Genomic DNA, 17,353 nt, shown 5'->3' with positions numbered 1-17,353 from the left:
TATTCGTTTATCTCATCAACGTTGGTGCCGGTGCGAGTTTCTTATGAATAGCCATAGCCGCCTCTTTCCCCTGCTGAGCAGCTGTGACGACCATCGCCTCTCCTTGTCCTTTAGCGAAAATGACATCGCCTGCAGCGTAGACGTTTTCCTTAGACGTCTGCAGCGTTTCCGGATCGACTTTAAGCACGCCATTGGCATGATCCAGTCCAAATTGCTCCAACATTTCCGTATAGCGATTTTGACCGATTGCTTTAATGACGACATCCACATCCATCGTGAACTCGGAATCCTCTACCGGCGCCGTCTTCCTTCTTCCATCCGCTTCCGCTTCGCCGAGAGCCATCTTCATACACTTCAGCCCGGAAACCCTGCCCTCTTCATCACCGATTACTTCCACAGGCTGTGTCAACCAGTGGAAGGAGACATCATCCTGTTTTGCGAAATCATATTCGAAATCGTACGCGGTCATTTCTTTCGCTGTCCTTCTGTAAACGATTTTTACATCCGCGGCTCCTTTACGCGCTGCGCAGGTGGCGGCATCGATGGCCGTGTTTCCCGCTCCCACGACAATGACGTTCTTACCGAGCAGTTCCTTCGTGATCGGCTGTGTCTTCGTTTCTTTCACAAATTCGATGGCATCCCGGACACCCTCCAGCTCTTCTCCAGGGATGCCCAGCATCGGTACATGACCCATGCCGATGGTCAGGACTACTGCATCATACTTCTCTTCCAGCTCCGACAGGCTCACATCCACGCCTACCTTTGTATTCGTGCGGATTTCTACATCCAATTTCCGAACTTGGTCGACTTCCCAACGCGAAACGTCCTGGGGCAGACGGAAAGAGACGATGCCGTATGTATCGAGTCCTCCCGCTTCTTTCTCTGCCTCGAATATCGTCACTTCATAGCCGAATCGTGCAAGCTCACGAGCTGATGCCAGACCAGCCGGCCCACCCCCGATTACCGCCACTTTCTTCCCATTCTTCTCCCCCGGCTTGAACAGCAGCTGCTCATTTTTGATTGCCCAGTCTGTGGCAAACCGCTGCAGATCACCAATAAGGATCGGTTCTGTCGAATGGTTGAGCACACAAGCACCTTCGCATAACTCTTCTGTCGGACACACCCTCGCACACGTCGCTCCGACCGGATTCGCTTCCATGATCGTCGTCGCTGACCCTTTCAAGTTTCCGGAAGCGATCTTCTTAATGAACTTCGGTATATCTATACTTGTCGGGCACGCTTTGATGCAGGGAGCGTCATAGCAGTATAAGCAGCGGTTCGATTCCTCCATCGCCTCCTGTGTATTCAGGCCGGTATGGACCTCCTTGAAATTCGCCTGCAGATTATCGAGAGAGATACCCTTGCTTTTCAACTGAGTCAATGCTTTTCCCTCCTCTTAGTAATCGTCCATATAAAAAAGTCCTGTATAAAACGACCGATGTTCCTTCGTTCTACACAGGACTTCCAAGTGTTCGTGTTGTTATGGGAGCAGCTGTCCCATTTTCTCGTAGGTTTCTGGTCTTCGATCCCGGTAAAACTGCCATGTGTCCCGGACTTCTCGGATGAACTTCTTGTCCATCTCTCCGATGATCACCTCATCCTTATCCCGACTTCCTTTAGCGACGAAATCCCCCCTCGGATCGACAAGGTACGATTGTCCGTAGAATTCCCCCATATTCCATGGTCCTTCATAACCGACGCGGTTAATCGCTGCAAGGTAATAGCCGTTTGCTACCGCATGAGCCGGCTGTTCGAGTTTCCAAAGATATTCGGAAAGACCTGCAACAGTCGCAGACGGGTTGAACACAACCTCTGCGCCGTTCAAGCCGAGTAATCTCGCCCCTTCCGGAAAATGTCTGTCATAGCAGATATACACGCCGACTTTTGCAAAAGCGGTATCAAATACCGGGTACCCGAGGTTGCCGGGCTTAAAGTAATACTTCTCCCAGAACCCGTATCCCTCGTCTCCTACTCCGACATGAGGAATGTGCTGTTTTCGATATTTACCAAGGTACGAGCCATCTGCGTCAATGACAGCAGCTGTGTTGTAATAGGTTGCAATCCCTTCTCTTTCATAGATAGGAAGAACGATGACGACACCGAGCTCCTTCGCGATTTCCTGAAAGCGGATGGTAGTCGGTCCGTTCGGAATTTCCTCAGCGGCCTCGTACCACTTCGGGTTCTGCTCGGAACAGAAATAAGGACCGTAAAAAATCTCCTGCAGACAAATGATCTGCGCCCCTTTACCCGCCGCCTCCCGGACGAGCTTCTCATGCTTTTCAATCGCTGCCTGCTTGTGTACTTCGACTGGCTCGGAACCATCAACGTCATGAGACGCCTGGATCAAGCCGATTTGAACGTTATCAGACATAACTATTCCTCCTTATGTAAAGGTTGTTGTCTAGATAGAACATCGTGAACAAACACGGGCCGGCACCCCATCTTGCCAAAAAGAAAAAAGTATTGAATTTTCAGTATTTTATAATTACTTTACACGATATGAAAAGAATTTCCATTATACATAGTGTAAAAAGTTTGTCAGGTAGAGTTGTATATTTTGTAAAAAGATGGGATTTAACTATATGGAAAGAAGGGGGACCGAGAAGTTTGATGATAAAGATAGAGAGAAACGGAAACCCTCCCGGATTTCCGTTTTTGTATTAGAACCAGCGCTGTGTCAGCATTTTACGTTTGGTGTAGAAGTTTAAGCCGTCCTTCCCGTTTGCATGAAGATCTCCATAAAATGATTTCTTGTTCCCGGAGAATGGGAAGAAAGCCATCGGGGCAGGTACATTCACATTGACCCCAAGCATCCCGGCGTCCATGTCTTCCCGGAACTGCTGGACAGCCTTCCCGCTGGATGTATAAATAACGGCGCCATTGGCGAATTCGGATTGATTGGCCGTTTCGATTGCTTCCTCCAATGTATCTACACGGACGATGCTGAGGACAGGAGCGAAAATTTCATCTTTCCATATTTTCATATCCTTCGAGACGTGATCGAAAATAGTCGCACCGAGGAAGTAGCCCGATTCATGCTCTCTAAGCTCGACTCTGCCGTCACGGACGAGCTTCGCATTGTCAGCCTCCCCTGCTTCAATATAGCCGAGCACCCTCTCCCTGTGCGTTTCCCTGATGAGCGGACCAAGGCTCGTCTCTTCTTCCAGGCCGTTTCCGACATTCAATGCATCCGCCGCCTCTTTCAGTTTTTGGACGAGACCATCAGCGACATCCCCGACCGCAACGACGACGGAGCAAGCCATACAGCGTTCGCCTGCACTGCCGAAAGCGGCGTTGATGATTCCTTCCACGGATTTTTCCAGGTTACAGTCAGGAAGAACGATGGAATGGTTCTTCGCACCGGCAAGAGCCTGAACACGCTTGCCGTGATCGGCGGCTGTACGGTACACATACTCAGCAACAGGCTGGGACCCGACGAAGGAAATAGCGTCGACTTCCTCATGCTCAAGCAGACCGTTGACGACGTCATGCGCACCATTAACGATATTGAGTACCCCTTTCGGAAGTCCTGCTTCATGGATGAGCTCGACGAGCATTTTCGCAAGGATCGGCGTCCGCTCCGACGGTTTCAATACAAACGTATTTCCACATACAAGAGCAAGGGGGAACATCCATAACGGTACCATCATCGGGAAGTTGAACGGTGTGATCCCGCCGACGACGCCGACCGGGTAGCGGTACATCCCCGAGTCAATGCCCTCTGCGATGTCCGGCAGCACATCTCCCATCATCAGGCTCGGTGCACCGGCCGCAAATTCGACACATTCGATGCCGCGCTGCACTTCCCCGGTTGCATCTTTCAACGTTTTCCCATTCTCCTGAGTCAGAGCCTTCGCCAATTCCTCGCGATTTTCAATAAGGAGCTGTTGGTATTTGAACATAATGCGGGCCCTTTTTGGCACAGGAACCTTCTTCCAGCTTTGGAAGGCCTTCCGTGCTGATTGGACGGCTTTGTCTACGTCCTCCTTGGAAGAAATCGGAACCTGAGCGATGATTTCTCCTGTAGCCGGGTTAGGGACTTCTTCCACTTTTCCATTTTCCGCTGCTACCCACTCGCCGTCGATAAAGTTCTGGATGGTCACTTGATTTGATTTCGAGAAAGTCGTTTCCATTCGATCACCTCTATGGATAGATTCTGATGCTCTTCTCTTATTATAAATTCTGAAAATTTTAACATCAATGGACGAAGTGTCAAATGGATACCGATGGAAATTAACAGTGTGACGAATTCCCACGAAATTCTCTACGCTTTCGGGATATCAGGGAATCCACTGGATATTCTAATAAAAAATGGATGGAGGAGGATTATCGATGACGAATCAGAAGAAAGCAATCCAGCCGGAACAGCACCAGGAACGCCAGCCGGGGCTGGAAAGTGAGATGAAGCCGTTACCTGTTTATGTGGACAAAAAGTACAAAGGGAGCGGTAAATTATCTGGAAAAACAGCCCTGATCACAGGAGGGGACAGCGGTATCGGGAGGTCTGTCAGTCTGTACTTCGCTAAAGAAGGTGCAGATATTGCCATCCTTTATCTGGATGAGCATGAGGATGCCGCGTTTACGAAGCAGCTTATTGAAGCAGAAGGACGGAAATGTGTCTGCATCAACGGGGATGTCGGCAGAGCAGATTTCTGTGAATCGGCGGTGGAACAGGCGAAGAAGGTGCTCGGACGCATCGATGTCCTTGTAAACAATGCGGCCATGCAGTTTCCCCAAGGTGACCTGACTGCCATAACCAACGAACAGATGGAAAAAACGTTCCGGGTCAACTTCTTCTCTTACTTTTATATGGCGAAGGCGGTCCTTCCTCACATGAAGAAAGGAAGCAGCATCATCAACACTTCTTCCGTGACAGCATATCAAGGAAATGAACAACTGATCGACTATTCCGCAACAAAAGGAGCCATCACCACCTTCACCCGTTCCCTGGCCAAGTCACTTGTTGGCAAAGGAATCCGCGTCAACGGGATCGCACCCGGTCCGATATGGACCCCGCTCATTCCTGCCAGCTTTGATAAGAAGCAAACGGCTGAATTCGGGTCGGATAATCCAATGGGACGCCCGGGACAGCCGTATGAACTTGCGCCGGGTTATGTATATTTAGCAAGCGAAGATTCCAGTTACGTCACCGGTCAGATGCTCCACATCAACGGCGGTGTCCCTGTAAACGGATAAGGAGGCTCACCGGAAGCCCGGCAGAAAGCGCCACGTCTAGATAGGAACGCTAAAAGAGCTTCTTCAGGCCGTTGGTAAACCCTAAGCTATGGACGGTAGAGATAAAAAACTTCCGTCCATTAAACGTGCGAACCAACCCCTGTAGATAACAGAAATAAAACAAACGATAGACTTTTATGATTAAGGATGGAGGGGAATAGAGCAGACTCCTGTGGGAACTGCGGCACAGGTTAGACCCCGGAGCCCGCTCGCTCCCTATGAAAGTACTTGTTCAAGAAGCTGATAGAAAGCTTTCAATCAGCTTCTTTTTTATTCCATTCCATCCGCTCCGTGTTATAATAGACAAAATCCATTACATAATTGTTAGATTAAGGATGGTGTCGGCCATGGTTAATAGTTATTGTCACTGTTTCAGCAATGAAGAAGCGATTGCCAGAGGGGCAGCGGAAAATCGCTCCTACCTCGCCTGCGCATTCGTAAAGGGCCAATTCGGTGCCGTCGAGTTCAGCTTTCGAACAGGGTACATTGACAATCGAAAAGAGCCGGAATACACAACTTTCTACAAGGTATCAGAGGACTTGGAAGACGACGGGGAAACACCGAAGAAAATACATATATACAGCAAGTCCCCCTTAACGAAGGATGAGCAGAAACCAGTCGAAAAACCATTTCTCCGCGACTCTGAACTTTATTATTCTTACAAGATCGACCTTAAGCTTGAGAAACTGCGGTGTATGCATCATCATCCGGATGACTATTACAGACTCCTTAGATCACACGAATTGTTCGAAGAAATGAAAACGATCTATGCTCACATTTTCAAATGCTCCCCTTCGGATATAGAAGGAGATAATTTCAACGTGTTGATCGATTAAAAAAAGAAGGGATTGGGAACATCATCGATCACCTCAAACGCTGATTGATGCGGTCCAATCCCTCCACTTTCGCTCTTTCTGTATTCAATTCCCTGCGAAGCAAAACGTTCTCTGCCGTCATTCCTGCCAAAATCGAAACTCCGATCAGACTTCGGAGTACGTCCGGTTCAGGTATAAGATAAGTCACAGCAAATACCGCGGCAGCGGCACCGATCAGAAAGTCTGCCAGAAAACCTAAATAGATTCCTCTCGGCCGAGCCCTCTTCTTTGGGTACACCAAAACCTTTCCATTTCTCATCAAATGAGCAATAACACCGGTAAGCCCTCCTACCAGACCTGCTATGACGAGTGTGTGCATTCATCGTCCCCCCCTGGACTTAAAAAAAAGCGGTGACAGACAGATAATAGAAACATATTTCCATATGCACTAATCATCCGCCGATCACCGCCTCTATCAACACTTCCACACAACGAAAGGCAAGCTATAGCATTATAATGAACATGATATGTCTAGTATACATGTCTTTTTTCAGAAAATAAACAATATTTTGGATATTTTTTGCATTTCTTACTATTTTATGGGATAGAAAGCCGTTTGGATATATAAGCATGGAGCTCTTCCTCGTAATAAAGAACTTCTTCTTTCGTCGATGCTTCGACCATTTTTGTTCGGAGACGGAGGAACTCTTCCTTCTCTTCCAACTGCAGTACAGTGGCCTGCGTGTGTACAGCATCCAAAAGCGACTGGATTTCCCGGTAATAAGCACGTACCTCTTCCATCGAATCAGCTTCCTTTAAACGTTCCACCAATCTGTCATACGTCTGTTTTTGCAATTCATTCATTTGAAAAATAAAGGACACCTCCACCTTATCCTTTTTTTGAACATTGACCCCTATACCATCTCTCTTTTTATAAAACGACTTGTTTACAGAATAACCAAAAAAAGCGGAGATAACTAGTTCAAAAATCCCCTATTAAATGTTAATATCCTTTAACTGCTTATTTACCAAGGGTTCAATCCAAGAAAAAAATTGAAGATATTTCACACGCTTTTAGAGTAACCATCCTTAAATAAGGGAAAACATAAAATTGTATACTACATAATGAAAGCGGGGATGCTGCATGCAAAAAACGCCGAATTCCACCAGGATGCGCGTCAACGTACGGGACAGTTTCTGGTTTCTGCCGATGATCTACGGCATATTTTCCATTATCTCCGTTATCCTTATGACGATTGCGGACTTTTATCTGCTTCCGCTCATTCAAGACTTCGTACCGAATATCGTCTTGACGAATCAGGATATAGCGAGTTCTCTGTACAGTGCGCTCATCACAGCTATTTTAACGATGACGACGATCAGCTTTTCCACCATCATGGTCGTACTCACCACCTACACGACACAATTTTCACCGCGGACGCTGCAGGACTTCATGAAAAACCGCTTCACCCAGCACGTTCTGGGTGTCTATTCATTCGGATTCATTTTCGCATTGCTGAACTTATTACTTTTGACCGAAGATAAGAAAAAATTGATGGCAAGTCCTTTCTTCACGGTCGTCGTGTCCATCTTCTGTCTTGCCTTTTTTATTTTGTTCATCCATCACTCCTCCCGCTTCGTGCAGGTGAACAACCTGATCAGCGAAATCAGGGACAGGACGTCCGGATTGATTAGGAAAACATACCAGGACAAATCCTATAAGCAAAGCGGGGAATGGTCGGAAGATGCACTGCATTCCATCCGCGCAGGAGAACCATTCTTTATAAATTCCAAAGTGACAGGATACATTCAATATATTCAGATCGGCCCTTTGATCAAATGGGCGAAGAGAGAAGATGCCGTAATAGAAGCAACTTTCCAAATCGGGGATTACATCCAGGAAGGCATGCCTCTCTTTAAATTATGGTCCAGGCATGAAGTCGACAATGATCAGAAGTGCACTGAATATCTGTTGATCGGCAACGAACGTGTCGACAGTCAGGATTTGGAGTTTTCGATCGAGAAGCTGGTTGAAATATCGGTGAAGGCTATTTCTCCGAGTATCAACGACCCTCATACGGCTATCAACTGTATCAACCGGATCGGATCTCTCCTTTCCGAATTAGGCAGGGAATTTAAGCCTTACCGGTATTTCATTGACGCAGACGATGAACTCCGCCTTATCATGGAGCCGCGTCACTTCGAAGAATACTTGTACAAAAGCTTTTACCAGATCCGCATTTACGGCAGTCACGATATTTCCGTCATGAACGGAGTGCTTGAAGCCTTATATAAAGTCGCTCTTGTCAACGGAAATGCAGTCAAGGAAGACGTCTGGAGATTTACCGAGTATATGCAGAAAGCGATCGAAATAGATGAAAATGAACTGGATTATGCTTATTATTCCAAACAGGTGGATAAAGTGAAGCAGGCTTGTTCGATGAACAGCTGATCCAAAACGGACGTCTGATCCTCTGATCAGGCGTCCTTCTCTTCCTAAAGCTATTCAAACCGTTTCGTCCACTTCTTCAGCTTTTTGTATCTGTTGTGCTGCTCTTCATGAAAGCGAAGAAGCTGCCTCTGAATTCTCGTCAATCTTCCCATGACCTGCCGCAGATACATATACTTGTAATCCTCATAGATCCCCGGATCCACGTCAACGACCTCCATAAAAGGGGAATTATCCAGATCAATTAAGAACGCAACTTCTCTAATGATCGATCTGTGTATCCTTTGGCCGTTGTACTCCACGCCATCCATATCCAATCCACCGAGTGAGTCCAGGACACGCGTGAGTGACTGTTGCAGCATTTCTTCATCTTTGACTTCGGCATCTTCATAAAATTGAAAACCGTCGATCGCTCTTTGCAACTGACCGCTCAGCACAGCATGAACTTTCCAATAACTCTCTATTTCCTCTTTTTTCCTGACAGCAATATCGTATCGGAATTGACTCCGCATAATATAAATGGCTACTGCTCCGGAAACGACAATTCCTAGAAACGTCGCAAGGAAGGAAACATCTGTCCATCCCTCCATCACCGCCGCCTCCTCTCTTCCCTGTATATTATTCTTACAAAAAGAAAAAGTGTGCTTGCACAGGTTGGATAATCATGGTATATTCCAATTACCTTGTAATGCAAGATAGCAAGGCATTCTTACACCCCACTATCTTGTTAAACAATATAGTGAAAGGAGGAAAAGGGTTGTCATCTAGCCAGATATTGAAAGGAATTCTGGAGGGATGCCTCCTCGCCATCATTAATAAAGGAGAAACATACGGATACGAAATGATTGAAAAACTGGACCGTTACGGTTTCTCTATGGTGAAAGAAGGAAGCATTTACCCACTGTTGCTGCGAATGAAAAAGCAGGGATTAGTGGAAACACACCAGAAGAAACTTCCCTCCGGGGGACCAAAACGGAAATATTACACCATCACAGAGGAAGGCAGACAAGAGCTTGCCGCATTCACGGAACGGTGGCATACGATTTCCATGGGTGTAAACCAACTGATCAAGGAGGAACAAAATGGAAAATCTGTCGAAGGAAAGTAGTCGGTTTCTAGAAAACCTCAGGCTCTACCTGATTTCAAGCGGAAAAAATGAAACAGAAACAGAGGCGATTGTTGAGGAACTGCACGATCATTTATCCGAAGCAGAGAAGCAGGGGAAGAATGTTAAAGATATTATCGGCCAGTCTCCAAAAGCCTATATGGAGCAATTGTCCGGAGAAATGGAAATCGACTTCAAGGCAATGGCCCGCTACATCCCCCTCATCGTGTTCGGAGGGATGGCCTATTATGTGTTGGGCGACATGATCGACGGAAAGCGATCCTACTCGATGATTGAACTCATCGGTTATCCGGCACTTTCGGTGGCTTTTTTATTCATGGTCGCTGCCGGCTTCCGTGCTCTTGCCTCCCGTTCATGGGGAAAAGTAGGGGAATATTCTGTGTGCGGTGCCCTCGGCATCATTCCGATAGCTATGTTCATAGGCCTTATCTTCCTGGATCGTTCGGTCGCATCCCCATCCATTGCCTTGAATGACACCGCCGTTCTTACAGCAACGATCGTCCCGATTCTATTTTTTATCGGTGCGGCAATATGGATGAAAACGTGGCTTTTCATCGCCATCCCGGCCATTCTTTTTCTTCCGCGATTGGTTGTCCCTTGGTTGAGCATAGGGGGAGAAACTTCGTTAATTGTAGAATCGGTGCTCATCTTTGGTGGTATGGCCGTGCTCCTCTTCCTGATGAACAAAAAAGACAATAACAAAAGCGCCCATCATGGATGAGGCGCTCTTTGCATGCTGCCGAGAATCGACGGTGTACGGTTGTCTTTGAGCTGCCGGAAGACCTTTGTTAAAGTAGTACATTCACTCCCATTAAACCGATGATGCTGAGGCTGTACAGCCACCACCCCAGAATCTTGTTATGCTTGGAGACTTCTTTGTTCCGATGTAATTGGATGAATTTGTAAGATATAATGAAAAACACCACAATGGTTACTAAAATAATTGGATTCATTTTTATAAACCTCACCTTATCAAAACTTCTTCATCGTGTGAAAACCCCTAATATACGACCGACCACTGTCTATTGAGGCCATTACTGCTCCCTGGAGCAACGATCACGGTGCCAGCAGACGCTTCATGTAATGATAAAGCTCCTCCTGCTTCATAGCAACCGGTTCCTTGGACACCGCGTGATACATATTCATCCCATAACCGATCAAAAGGAACAGCTCTGAAACTTTTTCCGCATCCACATGTGGACCGATTACACCGTGTTCCTTGCCGAATTCAATCCACTGTTTCGACTGCTGAAAGGCAGATTGATGGTGCTCCTGCAGCAACTCCGCTACCTTGGAATCGTGGCGTTGACTGATCAAATACAGAAATATCTCCTTACTTACGTCCTCTTCATCGAAGTGGAATGTGTCGAGTGTCTGTCTTAAAGGAGAATCGAGTTCCGGACGTTCCTTATCTCCAGCCGCCTCATAAAAGCGCTCGTTTGCTGATCTCAGCCCCCTGCTCATCAATTGAGCGAACAGCTCGTTTTTACTTTCCACATAATGATAAATGCCGCCCTTCGTCAGCCCGGTTCGTTCCATGATATCCTTCAGTGTCGTCTTTTGACAGCCTTTTTCTTTTATTAAACGCTCCGTTTCATCAAGCAGCTTTTCCCACGTTTGTTGAGCTTTCATACCTTCACCTCTCCTCCATCATACAAAACCGACCAATGGTTTGTAAAATACCTTTACAAACCGACGGTCGGTATGTAAACTGATATTATAATAAAAGAAAGAAGGTCATCCTATGTTTCCATTCTTTTTATTCCTTCATATTGCTGCCGGTTTCAGTGCGTTATTGCTGCTTTGGATCCCTTTGTTCACGAAGAAAGGCGGAAAAGTCCACAACCGCTTCGGATGGCTGTTTGTCATCGCCATGACCATCGTCAGCATTTCGGCTGCCTCCCTTGCCGTCATCCGAATATTTTTCCAGCCGGATACATCACCGGAACGCATGGCATTTTCCACGTTCCTGCTTTTCATTTCGTTGTTAAGTGCAACGACTGCCTATTACGGGATCCGCGTTTTGCGCTTCAAAAAGAAAGAAGCCGTCCACCGTCATCCCCTTGATCTTGCAGCGTCCTTTTCCCTGCTGTTCGGAGCCGTCTGCTGCATGGCCTATGGATTTGCAATCGGGAATGGGTTAATCAGTTATTTTCCTATGATCGGCTTGTTCCTTGGTGGGAGCCAGCTTGCGTATTGGCTTCGTCCGATGCGCCATAAACGCAGCTGGATTATTGAACATTTAGTCGGCATGCTCTCTTGCTCCATCTCCACCATCACCGCTTTTACGGTCTTTGGTGCACCAAGGCTTTTGAATCTTGACCAAGGCAATTTCCTGCTTTGGCTGCTGCCGACTATGATCTTCACCCCGCTCATCGCTTACTTCACGCGGAAATACACGCCGACGAAGAAAAAAACGTTGGATAAAGCCGCTTCCTTGTGAACATTCCAGGTCGCGGTTTCAACCGGGAAAAATGTATGGGACGTCCCGGAATAATCGCGGCCCGAAAAGCTCACATTAAGCCTATACGTTTCCCAAAGGGTGAATGGGTGATCATAAATGAAAAATATTAGTAACTGGATTGCGGTACTGGTCTTACTATTCGCGTGTATCAGCACTACGTACAGTCACGCATCCGAGTTGAAACGTCCACGCTCTTTTTACGAAAATCAAGGGTCTGCTGTCTGGGAAGTGCCTAACCCCTCCAAGAGTGTTGCCATTACCTTTGATGACGGCCCAAGCGAAACCTATACACCTGAAATCTTGGATCTGCTTGCCAAATATGATGCAAAAGCGACATTCTTTGTAATGGGGTCGAGAGCAGAAGAAAATCCTGAGGTCATCCGGCAGACCGCTTTGGCCGGCCATGAAATTGCCAACCATACGTACAGTCATGGAAACATACCAAGGATGAGTACGACAGAAATTAAAGAAGATTTGAACCGGACGAATGACGTCATCGAAGGAATCACCAACACATCGACGACGTTATTCCGGCCGCCGGGAGGATATTATGACACGCGGATCATTAATGCTGTCAACGAAGAAGGCTATACCTTCGTCCTCTGGTCCTGGCACCAGGACACCTATGACTGGAAGCAGCCGGGGGCGGGTAAAATCGTCGCTAACGTTCTGACGAAAGTGCAGAACGGGGACATCATCCTATTTCATGACGGCGGTGGGGACAGATCTCAGACCGTCCAGGCTTTAAAGAAAATTCTTCCGGAATTGAAGAAGCGCGGATATCAGCTGGTGACGGTTTCCGAGCTGATGCGCATGGACCCGCGTTACCAATATCTGAAGGAATTGAATGTAGAGGAAACATGGAACTGACTCCTCTTCCTGAAGACAAACTCCGTGTGGATGAGTTTGTCTTTTTTCTTATACTCCAATTAAAATGGACGGAACAGCACCTACTGCGTCCTGGACATTAGTATGAATAATAGAAATTTCTCCTCTACGCCCTTATACGAATATTTAAAGAGTCCAGGTTCACGATAATAGTATTATGACGGAAAAGAGGCATCCTTATGATTTATATATACAACGATTACGGTGGGACACATACCACGTCGATTGCAGCAGCCTATCATCTCGGTTACTTACAAAAGGGGCAGATCCTCGATAAACAAGACATTTTAGAGATTCCGTTCTTCAACAAATTGACAAAAAAAGACGCAGGCAGACTGCTTTTCCATGGACAGGATTCAAAGGGCCATGACGTCTACACCATCGGACGAAAATCCCAGAATCTAGTCGTGCCTGCGCTGAGCGACCTCTGCCAGATCTTCTTCCAAATGTTCGATATTGAAGACCGCATCGTCTTCAGCAACACTTCCCCTACCGTCCCTTTTGTGATGTCGATAGGTGGAGGATTATCGAGAGGCCTTGGTATCGATACATTTGGCGTTCCCCTGCTCATTAAAGGGGCTCAAAAGTGTCACCCACTGATTGAACAACTTGTCGAGCATACGATCAAAACAGCAGAAAAGGATTCGGACGAACCGATCATTGTGCTGGAAAATGATGACTTTTACATATAAGAAAAAAACGTGTAAAAACAGCTTCTTTTTTTGTTCAATTGGCAGGAACATTCTATTACCGCTGATTAGGAACTAATGTTTTCCTGTTGATTACCTGTTTAACCACGCAGAGGAGGAGGAAGAGAAATGTATACCATAATAAAGGTGGAATCTTACATGAAAGTAAAAAATTATATGGCTGTGCTTTTCTTAGGGATGGCCGTAACCATGGCAGCTTGCAGTTCCAATGCCGAAACAACCGATGAAGACGATCCGTCAGCAACAGAGCAGGCACAGGAAACCGATGTAAAGGATAAGACGAATGCGTCTGATGAAGCGAACGAAGAGACAGATAAAGAAACCGCTTCTTCATCAGAAGCGGAGAAAACGGCAGAAGGAGAGGACACACGTCCTTTCACAAAAAAATCTTTTGACTCAGAAAGACAAGCTGCCGCTTACATCAAAGACTATCGGAAGATCGAACAGACGAATATGGAACTCGGCCACGGCATTAAAGCTTCGAGAGACGCCGGTGCCGGCCATGAACACATTCTTTGGAACGAAGGGAATTGGTTGATCGAAACGGATTTCCCCCTGGATGATCAATACGCTAATGCTGTCTATCCGGACAATGAGAAACTCGCAGCTGATATCGTGGACTATTTAGAGGACCACTACCTCCCGGCCCCGGAGGATAGAGGTGTCATCAAGATCAACGGATTTGCCGATTCCAAGCAGACACTCATCCAGTGGCAGGATGGAAAAGTCGTGTATGAGAAGAAGTCAAAGGAAGCACACCCGCTTGATCTAATTAAGCAGGCTGTCGAGGAAGGAAAAGGGTGAAAAAGAGGAATCGCGGATTTTCCATCCGGGATTCGCGCAAAATAAAAAGCCTTCCTCGAAAAGAAGGCTTTTCCCTTTAAAGGAGCTCTTGAATATCCTGTTCGATTTGCTCAGGTTTTGTCTTCGGAGCAAACCGTTTCACGACATTCCCTTTACGATCGACAAGGAACTTGGTGAAGTTCCACTTAATATCACTTCCAAGCAGACCCTTCTGCTCCGTCTTCAGGTACTTATATAACGGGTCAGCATCTTTCCCGTTCACTTGGATCTTCTTGAAAAGCGGAAACGTAACGCCAAAGTTGATTTTACATTCCTGTGCCATGTTTTCATCTGAAACCGGCTCCTGATTCATGAATTGATTACAAGGGAAGCCGAGCACGCGCAGCCCTTCCGATTCGTATTTCTGATGAAGTGCCTCCAACCCCTCGAACTGGTTTGCAAGGCCGCACTTCGTCGCCGTGTTGACAATCAACAGCACGTTACCTTCATAATCACCGAGGCTGACTTCTCCCCCGCTTTTATCCTGGACTACATATTCGTAGACAGACATTCTCCTCCACCTCCTGTATCTATCATACAATACTGCCGGCTTTCCACCTTCTATTTTGCTTCATAAAAAGAGCCCTGCCAGAAGCAGAGCTACGATCTTCCTTTTCCTGAATCAGCATATTTCTCCGTCAATTTCTTCTGGATGAAGAAAGCCGCCAACAGGCTTAATCCAATTAACGGATACTTTACCAAGGGTTCCGCTACTAAAAAATACAGCAGAGAGTATAAAATAACCCAACCTGCAATAACTAACGACGTGATAGCTGCCTTGCTGATAAAGCATCCCTCCTATGGTGTTTCGACTACCGGCTGTCCTCCCCATTGATAAGTGATGATGACTGGGTCAGGCGTATTCAGCGTTAAAATCAAACCAACTATAGATTCCGCTGCAAACGTTCCGACAGCTACCCAGATGCCAGGGAAGAATTGGCCTAAAGCTAAACCTGCCGCTCCCACTCCAAGGCCGATTAAATACCCTACCATGTCCCCTGTTAATGACAATTCTGCTCCCCACCAATGAAATTCAATGTCATTCTCACCAAATTCGACATCCTGGGCAGAAAAGCCATCCGTCACAGGAGTAACCGCCGCAACCTTCACACTCTTTGTATCCGCAAGATAGGTGCCGTCTCTAAAATCAACGTTTTTCATGGCGGAATTTCGATCCAGGACAACTCTCCAAATATCCATCGCTTGTTCCGAACCGACTTCTTCTATTAAACCGATTAAATCAATTTTGTATTGATAGTACACCGGCTTTGTTCCATCCTCTATTATATATTGCTTGTCACCACGGTTAGGGATCTCTCTTCCATCACCAGGTAAGTACGGGCAATCCGGGTCATTATCCCCTGCGCAATCATCCGCTGTCCCAGCCTCCTGTTTCTCTCCATTTGATCGTGTGATGGTAATGTAAGGATCTGCTTTTTCAATGATTTCATTGGGTATAGACGTCGTTTTTTCTGACGCATATATGACTCTGTTCCCTTTTCCTTCCTGAAAGAACACAAAAGTTCCACTGAAAAACAGCACAGCGCATACGATCAAGGACACTGACCGAAGGATACTTTTCAATAATAACTCCTCCTCACCTGTATTAAGGACTACTTACCCTCCGGCGAGGAACAGAAACATAATTTTTAACTTTATTGTAATTATATGTAAAAATCCTGTGTTTATTGGAATTAAAAAAACTCTTGTTAGAACCTCTGATTCATTAACAATGAAAAAGAGCTAACAAGAGCTTATATCTCATTCCTTTATTGAATTTTCTGCAGTTGGATCAGTCGGATGACTTCCTCATCCTCAGCGGTTTCAACCGGGACGAGCTTAGTGGATTCTATGATTTCATTGTAGAAATCTTTCCCTGCCGGATATTTCCCATCCCAGCGCAGCGGGACATTATACACATTGATGGTGCCGTCCCCATTTCCACTATACGTGACCGATCCATCCACCAAACGGGAGCCGGCCAACTGGATGACGTCCTCGGGGTAAACAGCACTGGTTTCGTCATCAGGATTCAGCTTCTCTCCCGCAGGAATGATTCGGACGTTCAATTCATCAATATCCTGATTCGGACCGAGCTGGAGCCAAACCCGTGCATACTCGATCTGCTCATCCGAATACTTCGACAGGGCATCGTCGCCGGCCGGCTTTTCACTATGCTCGTAATCCTGGATCAGAGTAACGGTGGATTCCCCGTCATAGGATACCCAATTAACCGAATCGACCCGTCCTTTCTCTTCCGGAAGTTCCTTCATGATCCGGGCTGCCACATCGAAGAGACTTTCTATGTCTTCCTCCACTTCTGACTGACCGTTCTGAAATTTCTTGTCCATTTCCTGACTATATGCTTCTGTGTCCGGCATCAGGTTGACGGTAAGATTCGTCACACCGGAATCACTCTCCCAGACATCTGTTTCATAATGTGCCTGATCAACTTTGTAGTTTTCCTGCAAATATGTATCGATAGAGTTGGAAGATGAATCACTTGCCGCTTCTTCCGCATGTGCCTCTTCTGTCGACGAAGAAATATTTTCCTCCCCATCTTCTTTCGGATCGGACGATGATTCTTCTGCAGCGACCGTTTCCTCGACGTTATCATCCGATGCTTGATCGTCGTTCTGTCCTTCCTCCCCGGAGCAGCCGGACAGGACGAGGCCTGTCATCATACAGGCTGTTAAAACAATGATTCTTTTTTTCATTCGTTACCCTTCCTTCAGATACAAATTAAGTAGAATAAACCGGAACCCCGTCTGGATACCAGCGGGAAACTTAGTTTCTTCTACCGACTCCCAAATCTGCATTTTC

Annotated in this window: 20 protein-coding genes; 9 read left to right on the top strand and 11 right to left on the bottom strand. The window is 46.6% G+C overall.

Going from position 1 to position 17,353, the window contains the following annotated elements; genetic code table 11:
* Positions 1-7 precede the first annotated feature (7 nt).
* The 3 genes from M662_RS06190 to M662_RS06180 all read right to left on the bottom strand — a co-directional run bounded on the left by M662_RS06190 (position 8) and on the right by M662_RS06180 (position 4,133).
* Positions 8-1,381 carry an NAD(P)-dependent oxidoreductase gene (locus M662_RS06190; RefSeq protein WP_026578387.1) on the bottom strand — a complete coding sequence of 458 codons (1,374 nt, stop codon included), beginning with the start codon at positions 1,379-1,381 and terminating at the stop codon, positions 8-10.
* Between the two features lie 99 nt (positions 1,382-1,480).
* Positions 1,481-2,371 (bottom strand): nitrilase-related carbon-nitrogen hydrolase, encoded by an 891-nt coding sequence (locus M662_RS06185; protein WP_008636562.1) that lies wholly within the window; start codon positions 2,369-2,371, stop codon positions 1,481-1,483.
* A gap of 289 nt (positions 2,372-2,660) precedes the next feature.
* Positions 2,661-4,133, bottom strand: coding sequence for a CoA-acylating methylmalonate-semialdehyde dehydrogenase (locus M662_RS06180; RefSeq protein ID WP_026578386.1), 1,473 nt, complete (start codon positions 4,131-4,133; stop codon positions 2,661-2,663).
* A 199-nt stretch (positions 4,134-4,332) separates the two neighbouring features.
* Here M662_RS06180 and M662_RS06175 point away from each other — a divergent pair, with 199 nt between their 5' ends.
* Together M662_RS06175 and M662_RS06170 are read left to right on the top strand one after the other, a co-directional pair.
* On the top strand, positions 4,333-5,196 hold the full coding sequence (locus tag M662_RS06175) for an SDR family oxidoreductase (RefSeq protein ID WP_026578385.1): 864 nt from the start codon (positions 4,333-4,335) through the stop codon (positions 5,194-5,196).
* A gap of 386 nt (positions 5,197-5,582) precedes the next feature.
* The gene (locus tag M662_RS06170) at positions 5,583-6,071 is read left to right on the top strand and encodes a DUF1187 family protein (RefSeq protein WP_008638099.1); all 489 of its coding nucleotides are present in this window, start codon (positions 5,583-5,585) and stop codon (positions 6,069-6,071) included.
* A 28-nt stretch (positions 6,072-6,099) separates the two neighbouring features.
* Here the strand turns inward: M662_RS06170 and M662_RS06165 are convergent, their stop codons facing one another.
* Positions 6,100-6,429 carry a DUF4257 domain-containing protein gene (locus M662_RS06165; protein WP_008638100.1) on the bottom strand — a complete coding sequence of 110 codons (330 nt, stop codon included), beginning with the start codon at positions 6,427-6,429 and terminating at the stop codon, positions 6,100-6,102.
* A gap of 218 nt (positions 6,430-6,647) precedes the next feature.
* Complete coding sequence (locus tag M662_RS06160) at positions 6,648-6,914, bottom strand: hypothetical protein (protein WP_008638101.1); 267 nt, start codon at positions 6,912-6,914, stop codon at positions 6,648-6,650.
* A gap of 280 nt (positions 6,915-7,194) precedes the next feature.
* On the opposite strand from M662_RS06160, the gene M662_RS06155 reads away from it, so the two are divergent.
* On the top strand, positions 7,195-8,502 hold the full coding sequence (locus tag M662_RS06155) for a DUF2254 domain-containing protein (protein ID WP_026578384.1): 1,308 nt from the start codon (positions 7,195-7,197) through the stop codon (positions 8,500-8,502).
* A gap of 50 nt (positions 8,503-8,552) precedes the next feature.
* On the opposite strand, the gene M662_RS06150 is transcribed toward M662_RS06155, so the two are convergent.
* Positions 8,553-9,089 (bottom strand): hypothetical protein, encoded by a 537-nt coding sequence (locus M662_RS06150; RefSeq protein ID WP_008638103.1) that lies wholly within the window; start codon positions 9,087-9,089, stop codon positions 8,553-8,555.
* Positions 9,090-9,256: 167 nt separating this feature from the next.
* Here M662_RS06150 and M662_RS06145 point away from each other — a divergent pair, with 167 nt between their 5' ends.
* Both M662_RS06145 and M662_RS06140 read left to right on the top strand, forming a co-directional pair.
* Complete coding sequence (locus M662_RS06145; RefSeq protein ID WP_008638104.1) at positions 9,257-9,607, top strand: PadR family transcriptional regulator; 351 nt, start codon at positions 9,257-9,259, stop codon at positions 9,605-9,607.
* Complete coding sequence (locus M662_RS06140) at positions 9,582-10,346, top strand: HAAS domain-containing protein (protein ID WP_026578383.1); 765 nt, start codon at positions 9,582-9,584, stop codon at positions 10,344-10,346. The genes M662_RS06145 and M662_RS06140 overlap by 26 nt, the downstream gene beginning before the upstream one ends.
* Before the next feature lie 67 nt (positions 10,347-10,413).
* Here the strand turns inward: M662_RS06140 and M662_RS06135 are convergent, their stop codons facing one another.
* Both M662_RS06135 and M662_RS06130 read right to left on the bottom strand, forming a co-directional pair.
* Positions 10,414-10,578, bottom strand: a complete 165-nt coding sequence (locus M662_RS06135) for a hypothetical protein (protein WP_162129280.1) — start codon at positions 10,576-10,578, stop codon at positions 10,414-10,416.
* Between the two features lie 103 nt (positions 10,579-10,681).
* A complete protein-coding gene (locus tag M662_RS06130; protein WP_035388449.1) occupies positions 10,682-11,257 on the bottom strand; it encodes a TetR/AcrR family transcriptional regulator in 576 nt (191 codons plus the stop codon).
* Between the two features lie 112 nt (positions 11,258-11,369).
* Here M662_RS06130 and M662_RS06125 point away from each other — a divergent pair, with 112 nt between their 5' ends.
* From M662_RS06125 to M662_RS06110, 4 genes are all read left to right on the top strand, one after another.
* Complete coding sequence (locus M662_RS06125) at positions 11,370-12,068, top strand: DUF2306 domain-containing protein (protein WP_008638107.1); 699 nt, start codon at positions 11,370-11,372, stop codon at positions 12,066-12,068.
* A gap of 117 nt (positions 12,069-12,185) precedes the next feature.
* Positions 12,186-12,959, top strand: a complete 774-nt coding sequence (locus M662_RS06120; protein ID WP_008638108.1) for a polysaccharide deacetylase family protein — start codon at positions 12,186-12,188, stop codon at positions 12,957-12,959.
* A gap of 197 nt (positions 12,960-13,156) precedes the next feature.
* On the top strand, positions 13,157-13,669 hold the full coding sequence (locus M662_RS06115; protein ID WP_008638109.1) for a DUF3189 family protein: 513 nt from the start codon (positions 13,157-13,159) through the stop codon (positions 13,667-13,669).
* Between the two features lie 126 nt (positions 13,670-13,795).
* Positions 13,796-14,491, top strand: a complete 696-nt coding sequence (locus M662_RS06110) for a hypothetical protein (RefSeq protein ID WP_008638110.1) — start codon at positions 13,796-13,798, stop codon at positions 14,489-14,491.
* Positions 14,492-14,567: 76 nt separating this feature from the next.
* On the opposite strand, the gene M662_RS06105 is transcribed toward M662_RS06110, so the two are convergent.
* The 3 genes from M662_RS06105 to M662_RS19740 form a co-directional block, all read right to left on the bottom strand.
* The gene (locus M662_RS06105) at positions 14,568-15,041 is read right to left on the bottom strand and encodes a glutathione peroxidase (RefSeq protein ID WP_008638111.1); all 474 of its coding nucleotides are present in this window, start codon (positions 15,039-15,041) and stop codon (positions 14,568-14,570) included.
* Between the two features lie 287 nt (positions 15,042-15,328).
* Positions 15,329-16,114 carry a hypothetical protein gene (locus M662_RS06100; protein WP_026578382.1) on the bottom strand — a complete coding sequence of 262 codons (786 nt, stop codon included), beginning with the start codon at positions 16,112-16,114 and terminating at the stop codon, positions 15,329-15,331.
* 185 nt (positions 16,115-16,299) lie between these two features.
* The gene (locus M662_RS19740) at positions 16,300-17,247 is read right to left on the bottom strand and encodes a hypothetical protein (protein WP_442858825.1); all 948 of its coding nucleotides are present in this window, start codon (positions 17,245-17,247) and stop codon (positions 16,300-16,302) included.
* Positions 17,248-17,353: the final 106 nt, after the last annotated feature.

The organism is Bacillus sp. SB49 (assembly GCF_000469135.2).
GTDB lineage: Bacteria > Bacillota > Bacilli > Bacillales > Halobacillaceae > Halobacillus.
The sequence above is the reverse complement of the archived record's forward strand: the minus strand, read 5'-3'. Positions and strand labels throughout refer to the sequence as shown.

Coding starts and splice junctions, on each gene's coding strand:
- M662_RS06185 (WP_008636562.1), bottom strand. CDS start 2,371: ATGTCTGATAACGTTCAAATCGGCTTGATCCAGGCGTCTCATGACGTT.
- M662_RS06160 (WP_008638101.1), bottom strand. CDS start 6,914: ATGAATGAATTGCAAAAACAGACGTATGACAGATTGGTGGAACGTTTA.
- M662_RS06105 (WP_008638111.1), bottom strand. CDS start 15,041: ATGTCTGTCTACGAATATGTAGTCCAGGATAAAAGCGGGGGAGAAGTC.
- M662_RS06170 (WP_008638099.1), top strand. CDS start 5,583: ATGGTTAATAGTTATTGTCACTGTTTCAGCAATGAAGAAGCGATTGCC.
- M662_RS06120 (WP_008638108.1), top strand. CDS start 12,186: ATGAAAAATATTAGTAACTGGATTGCGGTACTGGTCTTACTATTCGCG.
- M662_RS06150 (WP_008638103.1), bottom strand. CDS start 9,089: ATGGAGGGATGGACAGATGTTTCCTTCCTTGCGACGTTTCTAGGAATT.
- M662_RS06115 (WP_008638109.1), top strand. CDS start 13,157: ATGATTTATATATACAACGATTACGGTGGGACACATACCACGTCGATT.
- M662_RS06180 (WP_026578386.1), bottom strand. CDS start 4,133: ATGGAAACGACTTTCTCGAAATCAAATCAAGTGACCATCCAGAACTTT.
- M662_RS19740 (WP_442858825.1), bottom strand. CDS start 17,247: ATGAAAAAAAGAATCATTGTTTTAACAGCCTGTATGATGACAGGCCTC.
- M662_RS06155 (WP_026578384.1), top strand. CDS start 7,195: ATGCAAAAAACGCCGAATTCCACCAGGATGCGCGTCAACGTACGGGAC.
- M662_RS06125 (WP_008638107.1), top strand. CDS start 11,370: ATGTTTCCATTCTTTTTATTCCTTCATATTGCTGCCGGTTTCAGTGCG.
- M662_RS06135 (WP_162129280.1), bottom strand. CDS start 10,578: ATGAATCCAATTATTTTAGTAACCATTGTGGTGTTTTTCATTATATCT.
- M662_RS06140 (WP_026578383.1), top strand. CDS start 9,582: ATGGAAAATCTGTCGAAGGAAAGTAGTCGGTTTCTAGAAAACCTCAGG.
- M662_RS06110 (WP_008638110.1), top strand. CDS start 13,796: ATGTATACCATAATAAAGGTGGAATCTTACATGAAAGTAAAAAATTAT.
- M662_RS06175 (WP_026578385.1), top strand. CDS start 4,333: ATGACGAATCAGAAGAAAGCAATCCAGCCGGAACAGCACCAGGAACGC.
- M662_RS06165 (WP_008638100.1), bottom strand. CDS start 6,429: ATGCACACACTCGTCATAGCAGGTCTGGTAGGAGGGCTTACCGGTGTT.
- M662_RS06130 (WP_035388449.1), bottom strand. CDS start 11,257: ATGAAAGCTCAACAAACGTGGGAAAAGCTGCTTGATGAAACGGAGCGT.